Origin of the sequence: Brevundimonas sanguinis, assembly GCF_029636725.1 — a bacterium.
GTDB classification, from domain to species: Bacteria; Pseudomonadota; Alphaproteobacteria; order Caulobacterales; family Caulobacteraceae; genus Brevundimonas; species Brevundimonas sanguinis.
In genome coordinates this window covers 2823966-2839947 of record NZ_CP116770.1, presented here as the reverse complement: position 1 = coordinate 2839947, position 15982 = coordinate 2823966, and the positions used below count along the sequence as shown (strand labels likewise).

Below are 15982 nucleotides of genomic sequence, written 5' to 3'. Positions count from 1 at the left end.
GCCGGTTCAGTCCTTGGACTGGGCGAGGCGGTCGATCTGAGCCCGCATCTCGTCCATCTGGCGGCGCATCTCGTCCAACGCGGCGTCATCCTTGGCCGGCGCCGGCCTGGCTTCGGCGGGCGACGCCTCCGCCGCTTCGTCTTCGGCGCGGGCGTGGGCGAAGCCGGGGAACATCCGCATGGCGCGCTCGAACATGGCCATGTTCTGGCGCACGGCTTCTTCCATCAGATTGCCGCCGGGCGCGGCGGAGAAGGCGCGGGTGAACTGGCCGCGCAACTGCTCCTGCTGGCGGGTGAAGCTGTCCAGCGACATCTCCAGATAGGACGGCAGCACCCCTTGCATGGAGTTGCCGTAAAAGCCGATCAGCTGACGCAGGAACTGCACCGGCAGCAGGGCCTCGCCCCGGCTCTCTTCCTCGAAGATGATCTGGGTCAGGATCTGGCGCGTCAGATCGTCGTTGGTCTTGGCGTCATGGACGGTGAATTCCACGCCTTCGCGCACCATCCGCGCCAGATCGTCCAGCGTCACATAGGCGCTGGTGGCGGTGTTATAGAGCCGCCGGTTCGCATATTTCTTGATGACGACCATGCCGTCACGGGTTTTTCCGCCCTCGGATTTCTTGTCGGCCACGCTTGTTCTCGCGATGTTGCATCGCCGCACTATCACGCGTTGTGGCCGCGAAGGCGAGTCCCGCAGCGCCAGGCGCGGCAAGGAGGCGTAGCGGCGGCGAAATCCCGCTTGCGGCGAACGGATCCATCGTAGGAAAGAGGCCGGACCCGGCGGCTTGCTGTTCGACCTGAGGAGGCGGCCATCTTTCGTGGTGCGATACTGGTGGCTGGCGGCGCTGGATATATTGGCTCGTACGTCTGCAAGGCTTTTGCGGCCGAGGGCTACCTGCCGGCGGCCCTGGACAATCTCTCCAGCGGCCACGCCAGTGCGGTTCGTTTGGGGCCTCTGGTTCAGGCGGATATCGCCGATCGCGACGCCGTCGCCCGCGCCGTTCAGGCGCACAATACCGTTGGGGCGCTGCATTTCGCAGTCAAGAGCCTGGTCGGCGAGTTCGTGCGGGATCCTCTGAAGTATTATCGAGAGAATGTAGGCAAGGGCGTCGCCCTGCTTGAGTTTCTGCAAGCGACGAGCGTCGGGACCATCCTGTTTTCTTCGACCGCGGCGGTCTACGGCAGTCCCGCCGCTTGCGCCGATTAGGGACGACGACTCGACGCGACCGATCACCCCCTATGGGGCCAGCAAGCTGGCGTTCGAGGAGGTGCTGCGCAGCAGCGCGCGCGTCGGGCGGGCGTTGCGCCGCCCTGCGCTATTTCAACGCGGCGGGTACCGACAGCGAAGGCGAGCTGGGCGAGGATCATGATCCCGAAACCCATCTGATCCCGCTGCTCGTCAGGGCCTCGCGGGGCGAGGCGCCGCCTCTGACGGCTTTCGGGGGAAGATTTCACAATACGCGCAACGGCACCCCGATCCGGGACTACGTGCATGTCGAAGACCTAGCTGCGGCGTATCTTCTGGTGCTGGAGCAGTTGTTCCAGGGGCAGACCGACCTAGTGTTAAACGCGGGCGCCGGCGGGCGCGTCTCTGTGCGCGAAGTGCTTCAGGCCGCACAGAATTGCCTGGGCCGTCGCGTTCCAGCGGTGGTCGGCGCACGACGCGAGGGCGATCCGCCGATGCTGGTGGCGGACACCAGCCGTCTGACAAGGCAGGGGTGGGCGCCGCGCAAGAGCCTCCAGGACATGATCATCAGCGCGGCCCTGTGGCGTGAAAAGACTCCGCCGGTCGTCTCGCCTAGGACCCGACCAGAACCACGCCGATCAAGATGGCGGCCCAGTGGACGCCCGCGCCCGTCACCACAAAGCCATGCCAGATGGCGCGGCGGAACTTCACCTTCTGGCTGACGAAGACCAAGACGCCGGACGTGTAGATCAGCCCGCCCACGACCAGCAGGCTCAGCGCCAGCGGGTGCACCGTCTCGATCATCGGCTTGAGCGCGAACACCGCCACCCAGCCGAACAGGACGTAGATCACGCTCCAGAAGGCGTCCGACAGGCGCGGCGCCAGCATCTTCACCGCTGCGCCGACCAAAGCCATCGTCCAGACGGCGGCGGTGAACCCGACCGACCAGGCCCCCTCGAAGCGCACCGCCGTGAACGGCGTGTAGCTGCCCGCGATCATCAGGAAGATGGCCGCCTCGTCCAGCCGCCGCAGCACGGGCCGCGCCGCGCAGGGATGGGTCAGGTTGTAGACGGTCGAGGCCGTCAGCATGGCCACCAGGCAAAGAGCGTAGATCGCCGTTGAAACCGCGGCACCGACGCCTGCATAGACGCTGGCCAGCACCGCCAGCACCACGCCGCCCGCCACCGCCAGGGCCAGCCCGATCAGGTGAACCCACAGGTCGGCCATGCGCTCGGCGCGCGTCTGATAATGCTCGATCATGTCGAGTTCGTCGGGGGTGCAGATGCGGCGGGCCAGATGTTTCAGCATGGACGAACTCTCAACAGGGCGACGTCTCCTTCCCTGTTTCAAAGCGCGGCTGCCGCCATCGTTCCCGGCTCTTGCTGCGGCGCGGCGATGACGTTTTGCTGATTGCTGCATCGCAACAGGTGACGGCCGCGGCCGAATGCGGCACAACCCGGCCAAGATTTCTCCAGGGAGTGAATAAAAATGACCGACGTCGTCGTCGTCTCCGCCGCCCGCACGCCGGTCGGCTCCTTCCTCGGCGCCTTGTCGACCCTGCCGGCCTCCAAGCTGGGCGAGGTCGCCATCAAGGCGGCGCTGGAGCGCGCGGGCGTGGCCGCCGCTGATGTGGATGAGGTGATCCTGGGCCAGGTGCTGCAGGCCGGCGCGGGCCAGGGCCCGGCGCGTCAGGCCGCCATCGGCGCCGGTCTGGCCAATGAGACTCCGGCCTGGAGCCTGAACCAGCTGTGCGGGTCGGGCCTGCGCGCCGTCGCCTTGGCCTATCAGCAGATCGTGCAGGGCGACGCGAAGATCGTCGTCGCCGGCGGTCAGGAGAGCATGAGCCAGTCGCCGCACGCCCAGCACCTGCGCACGGGTCAGAAGATGGGCGACCTGGCGCTCAAGGACACCATGATCCTGGACGGCCTGACCGACGCCTTCCACGGCTATCACATGGGCCAGACGGCCGAGAACATCGCCGAGAAATGGTCGATCGACCGCGCGGCTCAGGACAATTTCGCCGTCGCTTCCCAGAACAAGGCCGAGGCCGCGCAGAAGGCGGGCAAGTTCGTCGATGAAATCGCGCCCGTGACGATCTCCACGCGCAAGGGCGACGTGGTGGTCGATCAGGACGAGTACATCCGCCACGGCGCCACCCTCGAGGCGATGCAGAAGCTGAAGCCGGCCTTCGACAAGGACGGCACGGTGACGGCGGCCAACGCCTCGGGCATCAACGACGGCGCAGCGGCGCTGGTGCTGATGAGCGCCGATGAAGCCAAGGCGCGCGGTCTGGAGCCGCTGGCCCGCATCGCGTCGTGGGCCACGGCGGGCGTCGATCCGGCCCTCATGGGCACGGGCCCGATTCCGGCCTCGAAAAAGGCGCTGGAGAAGGCCGGTTGGACCGTCGCCGATCTGGACCTGATCGAATCCAACGAGGCCTTCGCCGCCCAGTCGCTGTGCGTGGTCAAGGAGCTGGGCCTCGACCCGGCCAAGGTCAACGTCAACGGCGGCGCCATCGCCATCGGCCACCCCATCGGCGCGTCGGGCGCCCGCGTGCTGACCACCCTGCTGCACGAGATGAAGCGGTCGGGCGCCAAGAAGGGTCTGGCCACCCTCTGCATAGGCGGCGGCATGGGCGTGGCCTTGTGTGTCGAACGCTGACGAGCGATGCTTTGTGTGTTGCGGAATTCGTTGGCGAATTTTCTCAAATGGGCTAATTGGTAAGTGCCTTTCTCGGAATCTAAGTACTGATGAAAATACTTGTTGCCGCCCACCAAGACAAATTTTTTCAGAAACCGATTGACAGGCTTTCAGATGCGCTGCGGGGGCTAGGGCATGAGGCTGAAGCATTCCTGTTCCCGTTTAATGTCGTAAGTCCCAATATAACGCCCCAATTTTTTGGCCTCCGCCTTATGGAATTAAATTGCTGGAGCGATGTATTTTTATCTCTTAGTCCCATTACTGATGTGGCGCTTCATAGGCAAAAGATAATCTGGCGAATAGGCGATGATCTTGTATCCAAGGCAGGCTCATCGCCTCTCAATTTTGCGGCCATGGATGCGGCGGTTGCGGAGGCGCGTGCTGTTTTCTGTGCGGCGAAAAGGACCCAGCGTGCGATGAAGGAAGTTGGCGTACCTGCGAGATTATTGCCGTTTCCCTCCGATGACGATGCTGCCTGGAGAAACGCCGCAAATAGCCTAGTGCAGGCGGCTGGGCTTATTTCGGGGGTCGCATGAAGGTCGCCGTCATCAACGGACAAGTGCCATTTGTTTGGGGCGGCGCTGAGGAGATGGCCGCTAATGTTGTTAAGGAAATGCGGCGCAGAGCAATTGATGCGGATCTTGTCCGGATTCCTATGCGATGGGAGCCGCCTGCGCGTCTGGCAACCGAAATGCAAATTAGCCAGATGCTGGACTTGGATCACTATGACATAGTGGTCGGTTCGAAGTTTCCGAACTACGGCATTCAGCATCGTAATATGCGTATATGGCTCGTTCATCAATATCGTCAGGCTTATGATCTCTGGGATGCCGGGCAAAGCAATATCCCAAATGACGATGCAGGCGTTGCTCTTCGCGATCAAATACGTCGGTTCGACGCCGAGGCTTTCGCTCGCGCGAAACAAATCGCGTGCATTGCTCGCCCGGTAAGTGAGCGTCTAAGCACGTATATGGGTATTGATGCCCCAATTAACCCCCTGCCTGTAAATGATGAACATCTATTTAGCGACAGCGGTAGTGAGGGGTATATTTTCGCGGGTGGCAGAGTAAATGGCGCTAAGCGCCAAGCGATGATAATCGATGCGATGGCGCACGTCAGATCTAATGTGAAGCTGATTGTTGCGGGTCCTCCTGAGAACGAGGCTGACGCAGTTGCCTTGATACGTAAGGTGGAAAGCCATGACCTGAAGGATCGAGTGAAGCTCGACTTTGGATTTCTTCCCAGGGAGACGATTGCGAGCTACGTTAACAACGCGCTAGCCTGCGTCTACATACCATTCCTTGAGGACTCTTATGGTTATGTAACGGTTGAGGCGTATCTTTCATCCAAACCGGTGATCACCACCACCGACTCGGGTGGGGTTCTGGAGATCGTGAAGCACGGGGTGACGGGGCACGTTGTCCACCCTGACCCGGAAAGCCTTGCCCATTCTTTCGATGAGATGTTCGCGAACGCCCAGACCGCGCGGGATCTGGGAGCAGCGGGTCGAGCGGCCTGGCGCTCGCTAGGCTTCAACTGGGATAATTCCATCGCCGCGATTTTGGGTTCCTGAGATATGCCGTTGATCGTTTGGGTTACGCCCGTAAGCAAAAAGTCGGCTATAGCGCAGTTTAGCCAGATAATCGTTGATGAACTTGTCCGTCGCAATCAGAATGTGGTGGTCGTATCTTCTGACATGGGGGCTATTGGGGAGTCTCTGTTTGACGACTGTGTTCATTACGGCGATTCTGAAACGCTCCGCGCATTAAGCGATAGTGGCGCGAAGTTTATATATAACGTGGGGAACAACTACGGCTATCACGGCGGCGTAATCGAGATTTGCGAAAAGTTTCCCGGCGTAGGTGTCTTCCACGACGTATACTATTATGATCTTTTTTATGGGTGGATCAGGTCGTTGAGCCTGGACGCTCATGATGAGTTCTTGGCCGATATCTATGGTGCCTCGGTGCCACTTGATTTGCGTTTGGTGGAGGATGTGCTTGCTCATCGCGCCGAACATTTCCCTATGCTCGAATGGGTCGCGCCTAAGTTCAGTTCTATTATTACGCATTCAAGATTCGCCGCTCATCGCATGAAGCGGCTCGTTCTCGGACCGGTGAGTTTCGTGCCTCTGGCGTATAAGGCGCCCATTCAAACAGCTGCGTCCGACGTCGACGAAAAATCATGCGTTAGCGACAAGATGATCGTTTCAACGTTCGGTGACGCAAATTCTAATAAGAGAATCGAATCCGTAATTCGCGGGATTGCTAGTTCGGATATTCTGAAAAGACGCATTCAATATAATCTTGTTGGCTCTATTTCCGATGCTTATAAAAGCAAGCTTATCGATTTCGCTACCGATCTCGGAGTGGATCTGATTGTCATGGGACGGGTTTCGCCGGACGATTACGCTCGGCATATGAACGCCACGGCGGTGGTGTGTTGTCTGAGGTACCCTCCGACGGAAAGTGCATCGGCGACTCTTGTGGAGTCTCTGCTATCCGAAAAGCTCACGCTGGTTACAGATATCGGATGCTATTCGGATGTACCAGACGATCTGGTAGTCAAGGTTTCTTGGGATGACGAGGTCCGAGGTCTTGCCCATGGAATGAGGCTGGCTCTCGAGAATCCTGAGTTTGCTGATCTAACTGGCCGGAATGCTCGCAAATGGGCGGAGCAGACCTATTCTGTCGATACTTATGTCGATGGTGTCGAGGCGCATCTAGGCGCTCAATCCGCTAGGCGTGAGAATCTCGTCATTTGGCAACGAACCAGAGACTTGCTGAAAGTCATCTGCGTGGGCGACCGCGATGAAGAGACCTTGTCATTGCTTGTGGAGAACATCAGGAATTTCGAAATCCTTGGTGCATCACCATCGGTCGGCGTAGCCTAGAAGAACGCGCTAGAATATAGTTTGCTCTCGGAACCTGAAATATGCTCGGCCTTGATAAATCCGACACTAGGCAGACTGCCGTTAGGGCGGCGCTTACTTCCTATCAAGCCGAGAGGGGGCTCTTTAGGCCGGTCACGCTCGATGATGTCATCAAGTTCAAGTCTGGGCGTCTAAAGGGAATCTTCTTGCGAGAAGGTTGGTCCGACGTCGAACCAGACGGCGTGTGGTCGCTAGGAAAGCGAGCGACTCTGGATATTCTCTGTCCCCGGGATGTCGGAGTTGAGGTCGTGGTGGCAATCGCGTTCAGGGCGTTTGTAACTGCAGAGCATTCACAGCGGGTTGAAATTTCCGCTGGCGGAAAGCGTTTGAGGGTCGTCCAGATTTCACCGGGAGATCACAGGCTTCATGTCGTCTATCAGTCGGTGCCCGTACAGAATGAGCGTGTCAGCCTTGAGTTGTGCCTGCCGCGCGCATGTTCCCCGCAGTCCCTATTCGTGGGCGACGATAGTCGAGAGTTGGCGATAAAGCTGACCTCACTTCAAGCGTTGGCGCCTTCCAGAGATTGCGTCGTCGAAGCTGTGCCCGATGTTGTCTATCATGGCGCTTCGGTGTTCTCGTCGGTGCCCGTGCAGGTTTCCCATGATCTCGAACGTCCTCTGCCTGAGGCGAACGAAGGAATGTGTCGACGCGAGGATGATCGCGACGCCATAGATCTGAATTTGTCCAAAGCGGTGGGCATTGGTTTTGGCGCCTTGGGTTTCTGGGCTGAGGAGGCAGGGGGGCGCTGGACGCGATCTCACGAAGCTCGCCTTGTCTTGCCTCTTGACGGGTTGGCGAATTCTTCGGCCAAGCTTGACGTTTATTTCAGCCTGAGGCCCTACGCGCCGCTCGCCCGCGGGCAGTCGATCATGATTTCGGTAATGAACCGCTCGGCAAGGTACAAGTTCTCACAGGGGGACGGGAACCAGTATCTTGTCTGCCTGCCGGGCGTGAAGCGTGTGGGTTCGGAAACGCTGAAAATCCTGGTCCGTACGGAGACCCTGACGTCGCCTCACTCGCTGGCGGGAGAGGGCGATCCGCGGATGATCGGCGTGCAAGTCTCGCGTGTGCGCGTCCAGCCGGCACGGCACGGCCTGCCCTCTTGGTCTCGCCACCATAAATTGGCGCGGGCGCGTCCGAGTATCATGCATTCTGTCCGCACCAAATGGGATCGGCGACTATACGGAAGTAGCGATAAGATCGGGGATGCGGTTTCCAGTATCATTGAGCATTTTGATCGTCGCCTGCTGGATGTATCGGGCCGGATAAGCCGGTTTGTCGAAGACAGTTCTCTCACCAACCAAGATTTGTCCGACTCTATTGATGGAGTTCGTAGAGACAACATTCATTTGCATGAAGACCTATATAGTAGAGTTAATGCGGATATATCTGTAGCTATCAAGGATACATCCAAGATTCAGGGTGATATAAGAACGATCCATGACCTGGTCGGTATTCTAGACGCGCGACAACAATCTGAGCGGCTTGCTCTTGGAGCGGTGGGTGATGAGATTCGTGATCTTCGCTCTTACGCTTCGAGTGATCTTCAAAGGGCCATAATTTCCGCCGTATCCCAGTTGTTCGAAGAGTTGCGATCGATCAATTCGCAAGCTCTCGAAGCTTCGTCTGATAAAATCGTGAAAGATATAACAGACTACGGCAAGCAGGCGATTTCGACGCTCCTAAGTGAAAGTCATACAAAGCAGGAAGCATCGTTCAATTCCTTGCTCGATCGCATCATTGCCGGGTTTTCTGATCATAGCCGATCGGCGGTCTCTCATCTGTTTGATGAGTCCCAAGTCCGACATGAGGAAAATCTGAAGGGTATTCTAGACAGAATCCTTGGTGAAATTTCCGGACATACAAGTCGATCCGTGTCCACACTTCTTGAAGACGCGCGGCACAGGCAGAACGAGTCCTTCAGGGATCTGTCTGAGGAGATCCAGAAAACAATTGCTCTGCATAGTGAGCGGCAGGTGCAATGGGATGATCTGGCGCAGGCCGTGGCTGGGCGGATGAGTGCCGAGTTGGATGACCTCCAAGTCCACGAGGCGGAGATTCAGGCTCTCGTTGAAGGGCTCCATTCAAAGGTAGATGCGACCGTTCGACGTCATAGCATCCGATATAATGAAACGACGGAAGCTATAAGAACGGACTATGGTTATGTTCTCGTTCCAAATAACGATCTTCCTCTGATCCTCCATATCATGTCCATCGCCGTTCACGGTTACGAGTGGGGGACATCACAGGTGATGAAGACGGTTGTTGCGGAAGGCATGCATGTGGCCGACGTGGGGGCCAACGTCGGGATGCACACCCTCTTGTTAGCGCGTCTGGTAGGTGAAAACGGGAAAGTCTATGCCGTTGAGCCGTTGGCCGATCTTGCCGCCAACCTGAAGCTGGCTATGGCTCTTAATGGCTTCTATCGTCGTGTATCGGTCATCAACCTTGCTGCTGGCGACGTGGCGGGCCAAGCCCTAATAAATAGAGGCCTTACCTCCAGCCATTCGTCATTTTTTCCGCTTGATGACGAGTTAAAATCGGGCTCCGAGATGGTAGAAATCGCGACGCTCGACGATGCTATTCCTGGGCGTCTGGATTTTCTCAAGATTGATGCTGAGGGGTATGAGCTGAATATTTTGCAGGGCGCGAGCCGTCATCTTAGCAACCCCGACATCGTAGTGGTGGCGGAGTTCGCCAACAGTCATGTGGAACGAGCCGGGGGGGAGAGCGAAGCATGGTTCGCCGCGATGCATCGGCGAGGTTTTTCCTGCTTTTTGATAGCCACAGAGCCTGGCGGAAATGTACTTAGTCTTCTGACGGATGTTGCCTTCTTTGAGGATGGGAACTACCTGATGGTTCGTCGTGGCTCCCGGCATTGGAGCAATTTAATTTCCCTCTCGAGCGCCGCATTGCAATGAGCGAGACACAGTCGATGATACCTGTCTACAAGCCGAGCCTGTCGGGCAATGAAAAGGCTTATGTGAACGATTGCCTGGATACGACGTGGATTTCATCGGTCGGCAGTTATGTCGATCGTTTCGAGAGTGACTTGGCATGTTTTCTGGGCGTGAAGCACGCCATTGCCGTCTCCAACGGCACCGTTGCACTTCATTTGGCGGTGCATTGTCTTGGGATTGGACCTGGAGACGAGGTGCTTGTCCCCACGTTCACTTACATCGCGTCGGTAAACGCTATAGCGCAGACTGGTGCCGTGCCTGTGTTTGTCGATTGCCGTCTCAGCGATTGGCTATTGGATCCTGAGGCGCTGGAGGCCGCCATCACGCCGAGAACAAAGGCAATCATGGCGGTGCACCTGTACGGCGGCATTTGCGATATGGAGGCGATCAATCAAGTCGCGTCGCGGCATGGTCTCCATGTTATCGAAGATTGTGCTGAGGCTCTGGGATCGACGTCAAGCGGCCGACATTGTGGAGGACTGTCGTCGGTCGGAACTTTCAGCTTCTTCGGCAACAAGACTGTCACCACCGGAGAGGGCGGGGCGGTCACAACGAATGATGATGCGTTGGCCGCGAGAATGCGCCTGGTGAAAGGGCAGGGTCAGTCGCTGGAGCGGCGCTATTGGCATGTGGAGTTGGGATTCAACTATAGAATGACCAATATCTGTGCGGCCATTGGCGTTGCTCAGTTGGAGCGTGTTGAAGAACTTCTTAGCAAGAAGAGGAGTCTGGGGCGCGCCTACCGAGAAAGGCTGTCGGATATGCCTTTAACGTTCCAGGATCTCGATCCCAACACGTCAAGTTCCGATTGGCTGATTAGCGTTTTGCTACCCGACGGGATGGACCGTGATGCGTTCATGTCCCGATTGGCTTCCAGAGGCGTTGATAGCCGCCCTGTTTTCCACTGCGCACATGAAATGCCGATGTATTCTTCTCTTAGCTCTCCCCAAGCCTTCCCAATCTCGACGGAAATTTCGGCTCGCGGAGTAAGTCTCCCAAGTTACCCGACTATAACAGCGGAAGAATTTGAGCAAGTTATCGCTTCCGTGAGGCATTGCATATAGCGGGTTCGCAACTTGTGAGGCTAATGTTGCATATTAAGGTCAAGTTATGAAAAATAAAACTGCACTGATAACGGGAATTACTGGTCAGGACGGTGCCTATCTGGCGCAGATGTTGCTGGCTAAAGGCTATAGAGTGGTTGGGGTGGTCCGGCGATTGAGCCACTTTGGGGTCGCGACGCAGCGCCTCGACTGGCTTGGGATCACGAGCCAGGTCGAGCTTGTGGATGGAGATCTGCTAGATGTTGGAGGCTTGGCGAGAATCATTCGCGAATACAAGCCGGATGAGGTTTATAATCTGGCCGCCCAGTCTTTTGTGAAGACATCGTGGGCGCAACCCACGCTGACTGCGCAAGTAACTGGTGTTGGGGTCGTGAATGTACTGGAAGCTGTGAGGCTCGAGAGGCCTGATGCTCGCTTCTACCAAGCTTCTTCATCTGAGATGTACGGTCTCATCCAGGAAGAGAAGCAGAGTGAGGCCACGCCCTTCTATCCGCGTTCGCCCTATGCTGTCGCGAAGCTCATGGGGCATTGGGCCACCGTAAACTATCGCGAAAGCTTTGATATTTTTGCCTGCTCCGGCATTCTGTTCAATCATGAGTCCCCGCTTCGCGGACTGGAGTTCGTAACGCGCAAGGTGACTGATGCTGCTGCGCGCATCAAGTTGGGCCAAGCCAATGAGTTGGTTATGGGCAACATGGACGCTAAGCGTGACTGGGGGCACGCTCGTGACTATGTCCGAGCTATGTGGTTGATGCTGCAGCAAGATAAGCCCGACGATTACGTCGTGGCGACTGGCCGTACGGTTACGGTTCGTGAGATGGTGAAGGTCGCGTTTGAGCACGTCGGCCTGAATCCCGAAGATTATGTCCGGGTAGACCAGGCCTTCTTCCGCCCGGCTGAGGTTGATGTTCTGTTGGGTAATCCGGCTAAGGCGAAGCGTGTCCTTGGCTGGGAGGCGGAAACGACCCTGGAAGACATGATACGCGAAATGGTAGACGCAGATCTCGCCCGCCATGCCCGTTAGGTAGAAGACGCGTTTGAAAGGGGCTGCGCCAGATATGGCCGATCTTATGCCGCGAGATGGCATATTCCCGTCCGACGGGGCCATCCTCGTTACGGGATCTTCGGGGTTTGTGGGGCGGCGGCTTGTCCGTCGCCTTCGAGCTAATGGTTATAGAGTATACGAAACTGCTCGATTTGATATCGAAGGCGACGGAGACCGGCTGTATTTTGACCTGTTTGATCAACAGTCTATCGTAAGGGCGCTAGATCAAGCCAAGCCAGCTGCTGTCATTCACCTTGCGGCACAATCCTCGGTTTCGGGCAGCAGTTCTTCGCCGTTAGCGGCGTGGGAAACAAACGCTGGCGGCGCGATGAATATCTGTTCCGCTGCTGTGGAGGTGGCGGCAGCCCCGGCTATGATGTTTGTTAGTTCTACTGAGGTGTACGGGCGCGCCTTCAATCGTGGCGTGGCTACAGAGCTCTCTTCTCCACAGCCTATGAACCCGTATGCGCGCTCAAAGCTGGCAGCTGAGCATGTATTTTTTGATACCTACCCATCCCATGCTCCTCTAGTCATCGCTCGTCCGGCCAATCATAGCGGGGCAGGCCAGGACGACAGATTCGCGCTTCCATCATTCGCCAAGCAGCTAAGGGATGGATCGGAGACGATCAAGGTTGGAAATATTGGCGTTTGTAGAGATTTTCTACATGTTGAAGACGTAGTTGACGCCTATGTTGCCCTTTTGCAATCTATACTGGCGTGTGGGCGAGGAGCGACGTTCAATGTAGCCTCTGGAAAAAGCCCCACGTTGCGACAGTTGCTCGAGCGAATGATAGAGCTGGCTGGCAGCGAAGCTCGCATCCTCGTCGATCCCGAGCGAGTTAGGCTTTCCGACATCCAGGAGGCGTTTGTTGATAATCGCAAGTTGACCACGGCAACTGCATGGCGGCCGAAACGGTCTCTCGACGAACTACTGAGGGAACTCCTCTTTTAGCCAGGCATTTCTCCAAGAAAGGCCAGACGCCTCGTTAAACTTTGTACTGGCCTACCGGTAAACTATTTGGGGCGGGCAACCTGTTGTTGCATCAGGGAGCGCCGCCAGAATCAGCCAATGATTCCGCTGGTGCTGGTTCCTAGCCACTAGGGCCCTCTTCGAGATAGGGCTACCTTTAGAGATCCAGCATCTTGTTGCGATCGGTAGACCTTAAGGTGCGATTTTTCGAATATCTGGTCGTACTCCCACAGAGCAAAACTCTGTTCGTTCACTCCCTTGCAAAGCTCAGCAAGGTATCCATCGTCAATGCCGTTGCGATGTACATGTCCAACGGGCTCGCACATCAGCAGTATTAAGCCGTTTTCTGAGAGTTTAGTCTCGAAATGCCTTAAAAGTTCGACTGGATCTGGGAAGTGGTGAAATGCCGAGAAAACACAGATAACGTCCGCCCACCCGTCTTTGATGGGTAGGTTGAGCCCGTCGGCCAGGACAAAGTCGACCGGATAGCTACCGCCTACTGTGACGTGATTGGCGTTTGCATATTTTCCGATCATAAGACCGTAAGGGTCAACATCGAAGTTGATGCGATTAATATAATCCAGACCGGCTATCATCGGGCTGGCGTTGCCTCCAACCTCGACGATGTTTAGCTCTCGCCCGGTGAAGCGATTGGATATCCATAGCTCGGCTAATCGTAACGCCTCAACGTGGTCTTCATTGTAAGATCTATGGACGTTAGTCTGCCGCCACGAAGATGGGGGGGGGAAAACTGCGTTGTCGCTCACCTGGACGTTGAACGAGATGCACGCGTCCGTGAACCATAGCGCATTTTCCTGAAGCGGCATTATATCAAGGCGATAGCTGCCCTCCACGCCCGGTGTCGCAATAGCGACTGGGATTGTCATCGAGTGGCCGGGTTTAATGGAACACAATAGTGGCGTTCTATGTCCTTCCAAGGTCTCCGGGTCTTGGCTGCCGCCGATGTCTCGGGACCAGCGATACCCGATGAGAAATGGATAGGCGCCGGATGAGTCTATCACCATGTCTCCGCCATTCCGCAGTGTTACATTCATAGAAAATTCGGCGGACGTAGGAACTCTTTCCAGATCGAAAATACAGCTTAAGCTGTGATCGCCCCGCACAACATCGAACATATCGATGTCGATCGTGTCGGCTGGAGTTCCGGACAGAACGACTTGGCTGCTATTGAACACCCGATCAATAAATTGGTCGGATTCTATCTGAATCCAACGTTCTCGAAAAACAAACCGAGTGCTAAGGACGGATCTAATCGCTTCGATATCGATCACATTATTATATTCTCTTGCGATCATTTCCGCAAGTTCTGAGCCTGGGGCCTGCCCGGATGAAGCGGCCTTCGTGCCGGGCACCAGCAAAGGAATCCCGTGCATAATGTCGTACTTCCGTCCGTGTCGCCTATCGACTAACACCGATCCGTTCGAGAGCAGGTCGTTCCCGGTTTCGGGGCAGATAAGAGGCGGGGATGTGGGCCTGAAGGCGGAGCTTCGCGCGCGAAGTTTGTTAACCAGGCGCAAAAAATACTGCCGAAGCGTATCCATTTCGTCCAATCTCCATCTTGAACTCTAGCAAGAGCTCCATGGCGTCATGGCTTATGGCCAATTCGGCACCGTTAGAAGCGACGCGTTGTTAGCGCGCCTTCGCTCGCGTCCTCATCTTCTTATCTATAGACCGAATCATTTGCGAACCCAGAGCTTTTAGAGTGAAATTCTGCAAATAAGCTCCTGCAGCTATGTCAAACTCCGCAAAGCTAAACGTGCCGGCCTGCACTTTTAGGTAAGGCTCGTGATCATCTGCTGGTCGATTCAGGAGCATGTGGCTGGCCTCCTCCAGGGCGGCTGCCAGCGCATTCGGGGTATCACTGTGGCTAAGCACGGCAAGGCCGCCTCCGATGTACTTGAGGTTGCTGTTTGAGTAGGTGACGGGGAGTGCTCCGGCGCTGAGAGCCTCCAGCACGGGGATGCAAAAACCCTCGTGAAGCGACGCTGTCGCAAATATGTCGCTTTCGCGATAGAGGCGGTCGAGGGCGGCTTGGGATAAATCGAGCCTGAGCTGAATGCGATATGATCCGGCCGCCCTGCTCGCCTGATCCCGGATCAGCTCCAGGATGGCGGCATCAGCATGACGGGATGAGCCTGCTAAAGTTAGCTGGACGGGAAATGCAACTGCGGCAGACAGAATTTCTACGGCAAGAAGAAGGTCCTTTACATTCTTCGATTTAACTAGACGTCCCACATAAATAATTTTTATTAGACGTTTTGCCGACCATCGTGTCGAAGACGGCTTTATGTTTCTAACAGGCAGAGGTATAACCTCAGCAGCGACGTTGTGGGCAATTACTGAGCGTTTATTAAACTCACTATCGCACCATATGACATCCGCGCTATTTATGAAGTATGGGTAGCTATTTTGTACTGACTCTGATGATGATTCTACAATATCATTTGCGATTACGTTGGGGGTAATGTTGTGGAACCGTACTATTTTCAATGCCCTTCCATTCCCCATCCACACTATATCGAATATCCGATGATCTATACCGACAAAGAAAATTATTATATCTGACTTTAGGTATGACTCGTTTACGGCAAGTGATAACGCAGTATCAAAAAGAACAATGTCGGCGTCCTCGAAGTCGGATTTTCGGCAGAATACGGTGACGTTGAAGCCGCTTTCCTTTAACGCCTGTCTTGTCGATAAAACAGCATGGCCAATTCCATCTCTATGGAAAAGAGACGGAACGACTAGCGCTACATTAGCGGGATTGGATGGGCTATCCATCGGGATTCGGCGTCTAGGGATTGGCCTGAGATTGGCGCTTAAGCTCGACTTCAAGTCTGACCTGTTGCTCTCTTAGAGACGCTACCTCGGCCTTTAGCTGCTCAACTTGGGCCATAGCTTCTATAAAGGACGGCAGATAACGCTGCCATCCTGCCTGGAGCGCGCGAAATTCCAGAACGTCCTGGCTGATGCTCGTCTCTCGGGTGACGCGGCTTTCCGCAGCGGCAGGGCGGAACAGCTTGGGCAGGCGGCCGCGCAGAACTCTTGTGCGGCGTGCTAGAATCCGCCGGAAACTCGTGGAGTTTTTCACAGGTCTCTCGTCGA

The 15982-nt window shown here is 56.3% G+C and carries 15 protein-coding genes; 10 read left to right on the top strand and 5 right to left on the bottom strand.

The window, feature by feature from the left end; translation table 11 throughout:
- Nucleotides 1-6 precede the first annotated feature (6 nt).
- Nucleotides 7-630, bottom strand: coding sequence for a polyhydroxyalkanoate synthesis repressor PhaR (gene phaR, locus PIB44_RS13965; RefSeq protein ID WP_376787718.1), 624 nt, complete (start codon nucleotides 628-630; stop codon nucleotides 7-9).
- A 201-nt stretch (nucleotides 631-831) separates the two neighbouring features.
- Here phaR and PIB44_RS13960 point away from each other — a divergent pair, with 201 nt between their 5' ends.
- On the top strand, nucleotides 832-1206 hold the full coding sequence (locus PIB44_RS13960) for an NAD-dependent epimerase/dehydratase family protein (RefSeq protein ID WP_278069818.1): 375 nt from the start codon (nucleotides 832-834) through the stop codon (nucleotides 1204-1206).
- 32 nt (nucleotides 1207-1238) lie between these two features.
- On the top strand, nucleotides 1239-1907 hold the full coding sequence (locus PIB44_RS15200) for an NAD-dependent epimerase/dehydratase family protein (protein ID WP_376787717.1): 669 nt from the start codon (nucleotides 1239-1241) through the stop codon (nucleotides 1905-1907).
- Here PIB44_RS15200 and trhA read toward each other — a convergent pair.
- On the bottom strand, nucleotides 1798-2493 hold the full coding sequence (gene trhA, locus PIB44_RS13955; protein ID WP_278069817.1) for a PAQR family membrane homeostasis protein TrhA: 696 nt from the start codon (nucleotides 2491-2493) through the stop codon (nucleotides 1798-1800). The genes PIB44_RS15200 and trhA overlap by 110 nt on opposite strands.
- A 180-nt stretch (nucleotides 2494-2673) precedes the next feature.
- Here trhA and PIB44_RS13950 point away from each other — a divergent pair, with 180 nt between their 5' ends.
- The 8 genes from PIB44_RS13950 to PIB44_RS13915 all read left to right on the top strand — a co-directional run bounded on the left by PIB44_RS13950 (nucleotide 2674) and on the right by PIB44_RS13915 (nucleotide 12838).
- A complete protein-coding gene (locus PIB44_RS13950) occupies nucleotides 2674-3846 on the top strand; it encodes an acetyl-CoA C-acetyltransferase (protein ID WP_278069816.1) in 1173 nt (390 codons plus the stop codon).
- Between the two features lie 89 nt (nucleotides 3847-3935).
- Nucleotides 3936-4421, top strand: a complete 486-nt coding sequence (locus PIB44_RS13945) for a hypothetical protein (protein ID WP_278069815.1) — start codon at nucleotides 3936-3938, stop codon at nucleotides 4419-4421.
- Nucleotides 4418-5458: a glycosyltransferase family 4 protein gene (locus PIB44_RS13940; protein WP_278069814.1), complete on the top strand. Its 1041-nt coding sequence runs from the start codon at nucleotides 4418-4420 to the stop codon at nucleotides 5456-5458. The genes PIB44_RS13945 and PIB44_RS13940 overlap by 4 nt, the downstream gene beginning before the upstream one ends.
- A gap of 3 nt (nucleotides 5459-5461) precedes the next feature.
- Nucleotides 5462-6778 (top strand): glycosyltransferase, encoded by a 1317-nt coding sequence (locus tag PIB44_RS13935; RefSeq protein WP_278069813.1) that lies wholly within the window; start codon nucleotides 5462-5464, stop codon nucleotides 6776-6778.
- 41 nt (nucleotides 6779-6819) lie between these two features.
- Nucleotides 6820-9738 (top strand): FkbM family methyltransferase, encoded by a 2919-nt coding sequence (locus PIB44_RS13930; protein WP_278069812.1) that lies wholly within the window; start codon nucleotides 6820-6822, stop codon nucleotides 9736-9738.
- Nucleotides 9739-9752: 14 nt separating this feature from the next.
- Nucleotides 9753-10841: a DegT/DnrJ/EryC1/StrS family aminotransferase gene (locus PIB44_RS13925; RefSeq protein ID WP_278069811.1), complete on the top strand. Its 1089-nt coding sequence runs from the start codon at nucleotides 9753-9755 to the stop codon at nucleotides 10839-10841.
- 46 nt (nucleotides 10842-10887) lie between these two features.
- Nucleotides 10888-11865, top strand: coding sequence for a GDP-mannose 4,6-dehydratase (gene gmd / locus PIB44_RS13920; RefSeq protein ID WP_278069810.1), 978 nt, complete (start codon nucleotides 10888-10890; stop codon nucleotides 11863-11865).
- 34 nt (nucleotides 11866-11899) lie between these two features.
- Nucleotides 11900-12838: an NAD-dependent epimerase/dehydratase family protein gene (locus PIB44_RS13915; protein ID WP_278069809.1), complete on the top strand. Its 939-nt coding sequence runs from the start codon at nucleotides 11900-11902 to the stop codon at nucleotides 12836-12838.
- 146 nt (nucleotides 12839-12984) lie between these two features.
- Here the strand turns inward: PIB44_RS13915 and PIB44_RS13910 are convergent, their stop codons facing one another.
- From PIB44_RS13910 to PIB44_RS13900, 3 genes are all read right to left on the bottom strand, one after another.
- Nucleotides 12985-14418, bottom strand: a complete 1434-nt coding sequence (locus tag PIB44_RS13910; RefSeq protein WP_278069808.1) for a class I SAM-dependent methyltransferase — start codon at nucleotides 14416-14418, stop codon at nucleotides 12985-12987.
- A gap of 88 nt (nucleotides 14419-14506) precedes the next feature.
- Nucleotides 14507-15658 carry a glycosyltransferase family 4 protein gene (locus tag PIB44_RS13905; RefSeq protein ID WP_278069807.1) on the bottom strand — a complete coding sequence of 384 codons (1152 nt, stop codon included), beginning with the start codon at nucleotides 15656-15658 and terminating at the stop codon, nucleotides 14507-14509.
- A 13-nt stretch (nucleotides 15659-15671) separates the two neighbouring features.
- Nucleotides 15672-15968, bottom strand: a complete 297-nt coding sequence (locus PIB44_RS13900; RefSeq protein WP_278069806.1) for a hypothetical protein — start codon at nucleotides 15966-15968, stop codon at nucleotides 15672-15674.
- Nucleotides 15969-15982: the final 14 nt, after the last annotated feature.